The organism is Rhizobium sp. BK049, assembly GCF_014193135.1.
Taxonomy (GTDB): Bacteria; Pseudomonadota; Alphaproteobacteria; order Rhizobiales; family Rhizobiaceae; genus Rhizobium.
This window is the reverse complement of the sequence record NZ_JACHYV010000028.1, coordinates 83,000-91,824: the sequence shown is the minus strand read 5'-3', so window position 1 is coordinate 91,824 and position 8,825 is coordinate 83,000. Positions and strand designations below refer to the sequence as shown.

The following is an 8,825-nucleotide window of genomic DNA, read 5'->3' as shown; positions in this document are numbered from 1 at the left end:
TCTGTTCGTCTGTAAAACGCTTGCGCTTCATTCCCTGGTCCTCTCAACGGGCCAGAGCTTACTTCAAAATGGATTATTTCAACGGGGCAAGGTCAATGCGATCCGCGTGCTTTTCCCGAGCTGAGGTTGATAGCGTGATAGTCGAATGCGTGGAATGTCGGTCATATGTTGATGCTGCCCAAGCCGGCCAATACGTGCGTCTGTCAGACGGCAACGGGCCATCGACCCGATTTTTGTTGCTATCATGCTCTGAATGCCGGTCGCCCATCTTGGTCAGACAAACAAACGTGGGTAACATCGCAGAGGGTGATATTTGGGAGACGCCGATTCCGGTTTTCCCTACGGCAGACCTCCGCGTAAACCCCAACGCTCCGCAGGCTATCCAGGAGGCTTTTGATGAAGCCTGCGCCTGCTACCGAGCAAATGCGTTTACCGCTTCTGCGATTATGTGTCGGAAAACCCTGGAGGGCATTTGTGCCGTTCACGGGGTTGAAGAACGCACGTTGGCGGCGTCCCTTCGCAAAATGAGCGATGATATTGTGATTGATAGCCGGCTGTTTGAATGGTCTGACATGCTTCGCATGGCCGGCAACGAGGCAGCCCATGGGGTAGGGCTTTCCATTGCGCAGGCCGACGCCAAAGACATGCTCGAATTCACCAATGCGATCATGGACTATTTGTTCTCATACAGGGATCGCTTCGAAGCTTTTAAGGCAAGGCGTCGGCAACGACAAAATAAATAAAGCAGCGGAGTTTGATGCTGTTGCCGAAATGAGGATCATGCTCTCCGCTTGGGGAGAAGCCACGTCCGTGCCCCGCCTTTTCCGTCCATGTAAACGCCCCCAAAACTGGGCCGTTGAGGCCGAGGACATCAATCACGGCGCGGATGTCGCGGTGGCTGCAAACGGAAGGGCCGCAGCGTCGAACACTGCGACCCCCGTTCTCACCCTCTAGCGAAGGGGCGGTGAGGCTCCTTACGGCTCACTAGGAATGAACCGCAAAAGGACGCTAGTCGTGCCCAAGCAAGGCTGCAAGGTTCCTGTTCAGGCTGCACCTGTGGATTGCTGTGGAAGAGGCGAGGGCGGCCCATGAGATCATCAACCCGGCGGCAGCACCACGGCCCCGACACAGTCCCTCATCTGCTTCTCTGAGGCTCCTTGCGTATAGACGCCGAAGGTGATGTCCTTCTTCTTGTCAGAGACATGGCCGACGACATCCTTCACCGTCTCCACTGTCTGCCCTGCATGTCGGGCCTGAGTGATGAACCAGCGGCGCGCTGAATGGAAGTTGACGAGGCTTCTCCGCTTGCCCGGCCGCACGTCATCGACCTTCAGGTGTTTTCGATAGCGATTGAAACGCTTCCCGAACGTGTCACCGGGGTCGCGCTCTTCGCTCAGTTCGTGAAACAGCCATTCCTTCGGCTGCTTATCTCTAGTACGGCGGGCGATGATCTCTAACAGGTCAGGATGGATCGGCACCTTTCGGGCTGCTGAACGGGTCTTCCCTTGCTGGATGTCGAAGATGTCATCGTGGACTTCCTCAACCCAGAGCGTCAGCACTTCTGCCATCCTCATCCCAGACAAGCAGGAGATACGCAGCGCGTCAGCAATCTGTTGTTGGTGGTCATCGTCCATGCCATCGGGATAATCCGAGTAAAGCAGGGTCTTCAGCTCGGCATCAGTGAAGGGCCGCTCGCCTTCATTGTCCCCTCGCTCGACCCGTCGACGCCCGCTAGCTACTTCCTGCCCGAGCCAGGGATTATCGTCAGCGGTTCCCGCCACGTGGCCGCGCTTGATCAGGTATTCCCAATAGCCGCGAAGAGCCGTCATGTGCTTCTTGGCGGTGCTTCTGTCCATTGGCTCGATGATCTCGGTCACATACCGACCGGCAGCCTTGCGGGTGATATCGGGAAGCCGGTACTTCTCCCCCATGCACCAGCGAGAAAAGCGATTGATTAGGCCCCGCCGCTCGTTGGTTGTCTTAGCGGCAAGCTTGATTGCTGACAGGTAGGCATCAAGGTAATGGTCCACGGGGTGGTCGCCAGCAACGGCTCTTGTGAAGCGTTCACGGGCTCTTCCTCGCAAGCTGTCGGCTTCGGCCTCTGCGGCCCATACCGCATCCTCGGCTGCCTCTCCGCCCTCGGTTAGTGCCTCGGCGATAGCCGCCTTGGACAGCTCTCCCCTAAGCTCTGCCAGCTCCTCGCTGGTGCTGATGACCTCTCCCGACTTGACGCGGGCAAACAGCGCCCGAACCTCTGGCTCAAGCTTATCTCGCCTCGCGATGGCTGTCTTGATGTCCCCAGTCTCCAAGCTCTGAAGGTACATCGTCGTGCCGTTGAAATAGCTTCGACACGCCTCGGGAATGGCTATTCGAAACCACCAAGTCTGCCCCTTTAGATCAAGCAGTCGCTTGGACCCCTTATTGCTTTTCCCTACCATTCTGACCAATCATTCTGACCAACTATGACAGGTAATTACCCTTATATTCCAGTTGCTTCAAGGGGTTGGCAGTCGAAATCTTCGATCCCGCTTAGCTCCACCAGCCTACGCTCTTCGAGCTTCGGCTCGGCAAGCCGGAAGGCTTGGCGGACGAAGACGAGAAGGAAGCGGAGGCTGCCGCAACGAAGTTGCGAAGCAACGTAGGCGGGCCGTGATTCCTTCATGAAATATGTCTACATTCTCCATAGCATCACCTTTCCGGATCGCTATTACGTTGGCGTGACGGGCGACCTTAAGTCGCGTCTGGCAAAACACAATGCTGGAGAGGTCTCGCACACTTCAAAATACGTCCCTTGGTCTCTGAAGACCTATCTCGCTTTCTCCGACGAAGCTCAGGCCTTTGCCTTTGAGAGATACTTGAAGTCGGCATCCGGCAGAGCATTCGCAAAGAAAAGACTTTAACCCAGCCCGCCAACTCCGGCAGACCGCCCCCACAGCCTGCCGGCGTGTTTCGTCTCAAGCCTCCACGATCGCTGCCGTCAAACGCTTCACCACCGGCAGCACCAGGAGCAGCACGGGAAAGGCGATTGCCCAGGAGAGAGCCCAGGCGGATGGCCACATGGCAAGTGCGGCCGTGGTGAGACCTTGTGCTCTGACGATGCTGATCGCCGAGACGACTGATGTCATCAGCAGCGAGAGGATGAGCGGCATGACGATCGAATTGTAACGCTTGGGGAGTTTGCCTTTGGGCATTTTTGATCTCCGTAAGTGCCGATCGAACAATCGCGCAGCGCCGACCGGCGGGTTGCGCGTTGATTGACGTAAACGCTTACGGAGCTTCGGTCTGAAGCGACGCCGTTTTATCGCCGAAAAAATGCGGCCGTGCAAGCGTCCGTCTCGGCCAATCCTTTGCCAATTCCTCAAGAAGAGGACTTATCCTTCATGCAAGAATCTCAGTGATTCGGCTTCAGGACCCTTCGACAATGACCAGAGCAAGACGCCGCCGTATCATTCGTACACGACGAACCCTGACCGGGCTCGCCCTCGTTGGTTCAATTTCGTTTCTGGCCGGCATGACCGATGCGACCGGGCTGCTGCTGACCGGCGATTTCGTCTCCTTCATGACGGGGAATACGACCCGGGCTGCACTCGCCCTCAGCCAGGGCAATCTTTATCATGCGGCGGTGCTGATCTCCGCCATTCTCGTTTTCGTGCTCGGCAATGCGGCCGGCATCGTCATCGCCCATGTCTCCGAGCGGCGCATCTTCGTCGTGCTCGGCTGCGTCGGCGCCCTTCTGGCGCTTGCTTCGATGACGACGGCTGAGGGCCTGATGCTCGCGCGGTTCTACATGATCGTTTTATCCATGGGCATGGTGAACGCCGCCGTCGAACATATCGAAGGTCTGCCGATCGGCCTGACTTATGTGACAGGCGCGCTGTCGCGTTTCGGCCGCGGCATCGGCCGCTGGATCATCGGCGATCGCCGTATCGAATGGACCATCCAGCTCGTACCCTGGGGCGGCATGATGCTCGGCGCGATCGCCGGTGCGGTCCTGACGCGGCTGAGCGGCGCCCATGCCTTGTGGCTGGTCTCCATCTTTGCCATGGCGCTGGCGCTTGTCGCCATGTTCATTCCCCGGCCGCTTCAGCGGCGCTTCAACCAGAAGCTCGCGCCGCACCACACGGGCGCCCTGCGCTAGAGATAGGACCCGTCGCATTCCTGTTACCGTCGAATCGGATAGGAAGGATGCCGCTCGTCCTTAAGGAGTAGGTCTTGTTCGTCATTTCGAAGCTCGTCTGGATTTTTGCCCAGCCGCTGTCGCTGGCATTCCTTCTCGTCTTCTTCGCCTTTGCCGCCGGCCTCCTGCGCTGGCGCAGCTTAAGCATTCTCGGCGCGATGGCTTCAGCCCTCATCCTCTTCGTCACGCTCTACACCACGGCCGGCAACCTTCTGATGCAGGGTCTGGAGCAGCGCTTCGCCAAACCCGCCGCAGATCCCGATAGCCTCGAATGCATGATCGTGCTCGGCGGCGCCTTCGAAAACGAGGTGAATACGGCGCGTCACGGCATTGAATTCAACCCTGCCGCCGACCGCTTCGTCGAAGCCCTGCGGCTCGCGCAGAAATTTCCGCAGTCGCGGATTCTGATCTCGGGCGGCGACGGCTCACTCTCAGGCATTTACGAAGGCGATGCGGCGGCATCCGAGCGCTTCTTCCCGCTCTTCGGCATCGCGAGGGATCGTCTGATCGAGGAGCGGCAATCGCGCACAACCTTCGAAAATGCCGTCAATACCAAGGAATTCCTGGCGAGCCAGGGGCTTTCCAATTGCCTGCTGATCACCTCGGGCTTCCATATGCCGCGTTCCGTCGGCATCTTTCGTAAGCTCGGCATCGACATCGTGCCCTGGCCAACCGACTATCGGACCGACGGGCGGGTGAGTCCGGGCCTGGATTTCACCCAGCCGAACCTCAATGCCCAGAATATGGCAACGGCGATCCGCGAATGGTACGGCCTGGTCGGCTACTATCTCGCCGGCCGGACGTCGGAGCTTTATCCGCGCTAAGCTTATTTCTTCGAGATGGTGACGAATTTCGTGCCGCGCACACGCGCGGTCACGATGCAGGGGTCGCCTTCGGTGCGGTCGCAGAAACGCGGATGCATCTTCATCGCCAGCACCATGTTGCCGAAGCGCTGGACGAAGTCATAGCCGTAGATCTGCGCCGTCGCGATCATGAAATAACCGCCTTCTGCGACCTGCAGATAGAAGTTATAGGTGCAGCCGTCGTCGTTGCATTGCGGCCCCTTCTGCCCGTCGCAGGTCAGCTGGCCTTCATTGACCACGGCGTCGATCAGCCCGTCATTGTTGATGTCCTGCCGGGTGATGAAGCCGTCAGCGAATTCGGCCGCCTTGCACTGCTCCTGAAAATGCTTCTTCTCGTAGATCTCGGGATCGGAGATCAGCGATTGCTGGGCAAGCGCGGCAACCGGCATGGCAAGCAACAGGACGATGTTGAGAACGGCGAGCACCAGCGTTTTCACAAGCTTTCCTCTTTTGGGCAAAGGCTCCGTAGTCCATGCATGCCGCCCAAAACTGTGCAGCAGTTTATGGATAGTGACATGCATCGAATAAAGACCGATGCTTTATGGCCGCGCCGCCTTGCGCCGCCCTTGCCGCCATGGTTCTTTCCGGAAACTGTTCGCCGGTCCCGGGGTCCGCATGTCCTTGCTTGTCTATCTCGATTATGCCGGTATTGCGCTGTTTGCCGCGACAGGCGCGCTCGCCGCTTCGCGCAAGCAGCTCGATCTGATCGGCTTTCTGTTTTTCGCCATGGTGACGGGGACCGGCGGCGGCACGGTGCGCGACATCGTGCTCGGCCGCGTGCCGGTCTTCTGGGTATTGAACCCCGCCTATATCCTCGTCTGCTGCATCATGGGCGTGATTGTCTTCTTCACCGCCCACCTGCTGGAATCGCGTTATCGCCTGCTGATCTGGCTGGATGCGATCGGTCTTGCCGCCTATTGCGTGCTCGGCGCCGCCAAGGGCCTTGCCGCCACCGGCTCGCCGACCATCGCGATCGTCACCGGTACATTGACGGCAACCTTCGGCGGCATCCTGCGCGATCTGATGGCAAACGAGCCTTCGGTGCTGTTGCGGCCGGAAATCTATGTGACGGCGGCGCTGATCGGCGCCGGCGTGTTTACGCTCGCCAACGCGCTGGGGATGCCGCTCTATCTGGCCTCGGGCTGCGGTGTCGTGGCGGCCTTTGCTGTTCGCGGCGGCGCTCTTTGGTTCGGTTGGACCTTCCCGATCTACAAACACAAGCCCGGTCGGCATCCAGACGATGTGATGTGAATCTTTTAGGTGCCGTCAGCCTTGCTTGGCCCGCAGGCGGATCACCACGTCGACATGAGCGATCTCCATGCCTTCGGGCGGCTCCGGCAGATTGCCGATCGTCAGGTTGCTGACGGGAATGTCGAGCACCTCATTATGACCTTCGATGAAGAAATGATGGTGGTCGGAAACATTGGTGTCGAAATAGGTCTTGGCGCTCTCGACGGCGAGAACGCGGATGAGACCGGCTTCGGTGAACTGGTGCAGCGTATTGTAGACCGTCGCCAGCGAGACCGGCACGCCGGCGGCAACCGCCTCCTCATGCAGTTCCTCAACGGTCAAATGCCGGTCGCCCTTGGCAAACAGGAGGTCGCCGAGCGCGACGCGCTGGCGTGTAGGGCGCAGGCCCGCGCCGCGCAGCCTTACCTCTATTGCGATCGGGAGTGTACCCGTCATCAACACGAACTCCGATTATTCCTGCATAAAGCAATCATGTTTCTTCAAGCGGTATAACTTTTGCATCGGAGCCTTTCAATAGTTCAGTGGGGACAGGAGCCTGATAAACGCGGCAAAAACGGGCTTTTGATGCAAATAGGTCTGGTCGCAGCTCTGGCCTTCCTGTATGCGACCACCAAATAATGGCGTAAGCCTGGTCCAAACCGATGAATGAAGCTGCCTTGCTTGTGCTTCATTTTCTGAAGAACTTGGACTACACGTTCACATCCATCGGCTTCACGCGGGGGGAAAAAGAAATTTTATGACCACCAGACAGTCCAGTTTCTCGTATGAAGAACTCATCGCTTGCGCCCATGGCGAGCTGTTCGGACCCGGTAATGCGCAGCTGCCGCTGCCGCCCATGCTGATGGTTCACCGCATCACGGACATCTCCGAAACGGGCGGCGCCTTCGACAAGGGTTATCTCAGGGCCGAATACGACGTACGCCCCGACGACTGGTATTTTCCCTGCCATTTCGAAGGCAATCCGATCATGCCGGGCTGCCTCGGCCTCGACGGCATGTGGCAGCTGACCGGTTTCTTCCTGGGCTGGCTCGGCGAGGAAGGTCGCGGCATGGCGCTTTCAACCGGCGAAGTGAAATTCAAGGGCATGGTCCGGCCGCATACCAAACTGATCGAATACGGCATCGACTTCAAGCGCGTCATGCGCGGTCGCCTCGTGCTCGGCACGGCCGACGGCTGGCTGAAGGCGGACGGCGAGACCATATACCAGGCGTCCGACCTTCGCGTCGGTCTATCGAAAGACAAGACCGCCTGACGGCGTTTCGAGCGGCTGACGAAAACAACAAAGGTTTGATCAGATGAGACGGGTAGTTGTCACGGGTCTGGGTATCGTTTCCTCGATCGGAAGCAATGCGGCCGAAGTCACCGAATCCTTGCGCCAGGCAAAGTCGGGCATTTCCTTTTCCAACGATTTCGCCGAACACGGCTTCAAGTGCCAAGTCTGGGGCAGCCCGAAGCTCGGCCCGGCGGAACTTGCCGAACTGGTCGATCGCCGCGCCATGCGCTTCCTGTCGCAGGGCGGCGCCTGGAACCATGTCGCCATGAAGCAGGCGATCGCCGATTCCGGCCTGGAAGAGAAGGACTATGCCCAGAACGAGCGCACCGGCATCATCATGGGATCCGGCGGACCGTCCACCCGTACGCTGATCGAGGCGGCCGAGATCACCACCAAGAACAACAGCCCGAAGCGCATTGGTCCCTTCGCCGTGCCGAAGGCGATGTCCTCCACCGCTTCGGCCACACTTGCCACCTGGTTCAAGATCCACGGCGTCAATTATTCGATCTCGTCGGCCTGCTCGACCTCCGCCCATTGCATCGGCAACGCCACTGAGATGATCCAGTGGGGCAAGCAGGACGTGATGTTTGCCGGCGGCCACGAGGATCTCGACTGGACGATGTCCAATCTCTTCGATGCCATGGGCGCCATGTCCTCTAAATATAACGATACGCCCGAGACTGCCTCGCGCGCCTATGACGTCAACCGCGACGGTTTCGTCATCGCCGGCGGCGCCGGTGTGCTGGTGCTGGAGGAGCTGGAGCGCGCCAAGGCCCGCGGCGCCAAAATCTACGCCGAAATCGTCGGCTACGGCGCGACCTCCGATGGTTACGACATGGTCGCGCCTTCCGGCGAGGGCGCTATCCGCTGCATGCGCCAGGCGCTTTCCACCGTCAAAGGCGATGTTGACTATATCAACACTCACGGCACCTCGACTCCGGTCGGCGACAGCAAGGAAATCGGCGCCATCCGCGAGGTATTCGGCGGCGCCAAGATCCCCCATATCCAATCGACCAAATCGCTGACCGGCCATTCGCTGGGTGCGGCCGGCGTGCAGGAATCGATCTATTCCCTGCTGATGATGCAGCAAGGCTTCATCGGCGAAAGCGCCCATATCACCGAGCTCGATCCCGAATTCGAAGGCGTGCCGATCGTGCGCAAGCGTATCGACGATGCGAAGATCGATATCGCTCTCTCCAATTCCTTCGGCTTCGGCGGGACGAACGCCACGCTCGTCTTCCAGCGCTACAACGGATAACAA

11 protein-coding genes are annotated in these 8,825 nt (G+C 59.0%); 7 read left to right on the top strand and 4 right to left on the bottom strand.

Going from position 1 to position 8,825, the window contains the following annotated elements:
- Positions 1-287: 287 nt before the first annotated feature.
- On the top strand, positions 288-743 hold the full coding sequence (locus tag FHT70_RS30625; protein ID WP_210282942.1) for a DUF4145 domain-containing protein: 456 nt from the start codon (positions 288-290) through the stop codon (positions 741-743).
- Positions 744-1,097: 354 nt separating this feature from the next.
- On the opposite strand, the gene FHT70_RS24990 is transcribed toward FHT70_RS30625, so the two are convergent.
- A complete protein-coding gene (locus FHT70_RS24990) occupies positions 1,098-2,438 on the bottom strand; it encodes a tyrosine-type recombinase/integrase (RefSeq protein ID WP_183705504.1) in 1,341 nt (446 codons plus the stop codon).
- 222 nt (positions 2,439-2,660) lie between these two features.
- On the opposite strand from FHT70_RS24990, the gene FHT70_RS24985 reads away from it, so the two are divergent.
- Positions 2,661-2,900: a GIY-YIG nuclease family protein gene (locus FHT70_RS24985; RefSeq protein ID WP_097600464.1), complete on the top strand. Its 240-nt coding sequence runs from the start codon at positions 2,661-2,663 to the stop codon at positions 2,898-2,900.
- Between the two features lie 54 nt (positions 2,901-2,954).
- On the opposite strand, the gene FHT70_RS24980 is transcribed toward FHT70_RS24985, so the two are convergent.
- Positions 2,955-3,191 (bottom strand): DUF2798 domain-containing protein, encoded by a 237-nt coding sequence (locus tag FHT70_RS24980; RefSeq protein ID WP_085776502.1) that lies wholly within the window; start codon positions 3,189-3,191, stop codon positions 2,955-2,957.
- A 230-nt stretch (positions 3,192-3,421) separates the two neighbouring features.
- On the opposite strand from FHT70_RS24980, the gene FHT70_RS24975 reads away from it, so the two are divergent.
- Both FHT70_RS24975 and FHT70_RS24970 read left to right on the top strand, forming a co-directional pair.
- The gene (locus tag FHT70_RS24975; RefSeq protein ID WP_097600462.1) at positions 3,422-4,138 is read left to right on the top strand and encodes a YoaK family protein; all 717 of its coding nucleotides are present in this window, start codon (positions 3,422-3,424) and stop codon (positions 4,136-4,138) included.
- A 74-nt stretch (positions 4,139-4,212) separates the two neighbouring features.
- Positions 4,213-5,001 (top strand): YdcF family protein, encoded by a 789-nt coding sequence (locus tag FHT70_RS24970; protein ID WP_097600461.1) that lies wholly within the window; start codon positions 4,213-4,215, stop codon positions 4,999-5,001.
- A gap of 2 nt (positions 5,002-5,003) precedes the next feature.
- Here the strand turns inward: FHT70_RS24970 and FHT70_RS24965 are convergent, their stop codons facing one another.
- Positions 5,004-5,477 carry a hypothetical protein gene (locus FHT70_RS24965; protein ID WP_097600460.1) on the bottom strand — a complete coding sequence of 158 codons (474 nt, stop codon included), beginning with the start codon at positions 5,475-5,477 and terminating at the stop codon, positions 5,004-5,006.
- Positions 5,478-5,655: 178 nt separating this feature from the next.
- On the opposite strand from FHT70_RS24965, the gene FHT70_RS24960 reads away from it, so the two are divergent.
- Positions 5,656-6,291: a trimeric intracellular cation channel family protein gene (locus tag FHT70_RS24960; RefSeq protein ID WP_064805816.1), complete on the top strand. Its 636-nt coding sequence runs from the start codon at positions 5,656-5,658 to the stop codon at positions 6,289-6,291.
- A gap of 15 nt (positions 6,292-6,306) precedes the next feature.
- Here the strand turns inward: FHT70_RS24960 and irrA are convergent, their stop codons facing one another.
- Positions 6,307-6,726: an iron response transcriptional regulator IrrA gene (gene irrA, locus FHT70_RS24955; RefSeq protein ID WP_085776506.1), complete on the bottom strand. Its 420-nt coding sequence runs from the start codon at positions 6,724-6,726 to the stop codon at positions 6,307-6,309.
- 301 nt (positions 6,727-7,027) lie between these two features.
- Between irrA and fabA the strand changes: the two genes are divergently transcribed.
- Positions 7,028-7,543: a 3-hydroxyacyl-[acyl-carrier-protein] dehydratase FabA gene (gene fabA, locus FHT70_RS24950; protein ID WP_020920068.1), complete on the top strand. Its 516-nt coding sequence runs from the start codon at positions 7,028-7,030 to the stop codon at positions 7,541-7,543.
- A gap of 43 nt (positions 7,544-7,586) precedes the next feature.
- Positions 7,587-8,822: a beta-ketoacyl-ACP synthase I gene (gene fabB, locus FHT70_RS24945; protein WP_183705502.1), complete on the top strand. Its 1,236-nt coding sequence runs from the start codon at positions 7,587-7,589 to the stop codon at positions 8,820-8,822.
- Positions 8,823-8,825 lie beyond the last annotated feature (3 nt).

Excerpts from the sequence above, each read along its gene's own strand:
- FHT70_RS24990 (WP_183705504.1), bottom strand. The coding sequence starts at position 2,438 with ATGGTAGGGAAAAGCAATAAGGGGTCCAAGCGACTGCTTGATCTAAAG.
- FHT70_RS24985 (WP_097600464.1), top strand. The coding sequence starts at position 2,661 with ATGAAATATGTCTACATTCTCCATAGCATCACCTTTCCGGATCGCTAT.
- FHT70_RS24980 (WP_085776502.1), bottom strand. The coding sequence starts at position 3,191 with ATGCCCAAAGGCAAACTCCCCAAGCGTTACAATTCGATCGTCATGCCG.
- FHT70_RS24975 (WP_097600462.1), top strand. The coding sequence starts at position 3,422 with ATGACCAGAGCAAGACGCCGCCGTATCATTCGTACACGACGAACCCTG.
- FHT70_RS24960 (WP_064805816.1), top strand. The coding sequence starts at position 5,656 with ATGTCCTTGCTTGTCTATCTCGATTATGCCGGTATTGCGCTGTTTGCC.
- irrA (WP_085776506.1), bottom strand. The coding sequence starts at position 6,726 with ATGACGGGTACACTCCCGATCGCAATAGAGGTAAGGCTGCGCGGCGCG.
- fabA (WP_020920068.1), top strand. The coding sequence starts at position 7,028 with ATGACCACCAGACAGTCCAGTTTCTCGTATGAAGAACTCATCGCTTGC.
- fabB (WP_183705502.1), top strand. The coding sequence starts at position 7,587 with ATGAGACGGGTAGTTGTCACGGGTCTGGGTATCGTTTCCTCGATCGGA.